The organism is Vibrio sp. 1401 (assembly GCF_033340295.1).
This window is the reverse complement of the sequence record NZ_JAWOWF010000497.1, coordinates 1-628: the sequence shown is the minus strand read 5'-3', so window position 1 is coordinate 628 and position 628 is coordinate 1. Positions and strand designations below refer to the sequence as shown.

Genomic DNA, 628 nt, shown 5'->3' with positions numbered 1-628 from the left:
ACGCAGACGAACTTTCGCCGCTTCCATTACCGCATCGATTCGAGACAGTTTGTTGTGCAACTGCTCTTCTTTTGCTACTTCACAGATCAAGATACCGTGTTTGGTGATCAGGCCGACCAATGTAATCAGACCTACCTGCGAGTAGATGTTCATCGAGGCTGTGCCCCATGCCAACGCAATCAAAGCACCACACACCGCCAGCGGTACCGATACCATGATAACAATAGGGTCACGAAGTGATTCGAATTGAATCGCAAGAACCAAGAAGATGATGGCTAACGCAAGACCAAATGTTGCGTATAGCGCGCTACCTTCCGTCACGAACTGACGTGCTTCACCCATGTAGTCGTGGTTGTAACCGGCAGGCAGTTTGTTCTGCGCTACGTCCTCGAACCAGTTAATTGCATCACCCATTGCGACGCCAGGCGATGGTACAGCACCAACGGTTGCTGAGTTCAGCTGGTTGAAGTGAGGCAGTGAGCGAGGCTCGGCGACAACATCAATAGTGATCAGGCTACCAAGTGGTACTGCTTTTCCATCCACAGAACGAACGTAGTAGTTCTTCATTGATTCTGGATTTAAACGCCATTTACGTTCAACTTGAGGAATTACCTCGTATGAACGGCCA

At 49.5% G+C, this 628-nt stretch carries 1 protein-coding gene; it reads right to left on the bottom strand.

Translation table 11 applies throughout. From position 1 onward, the window contains the following. A partial coding sequence (locus R7Z77_RS26450; RefSeq protein WP_318137183.1) for an efflux RND transporter permease subunit occupies window positions 1-628 on the bottom strand: 628 nt, incomplete at both ends.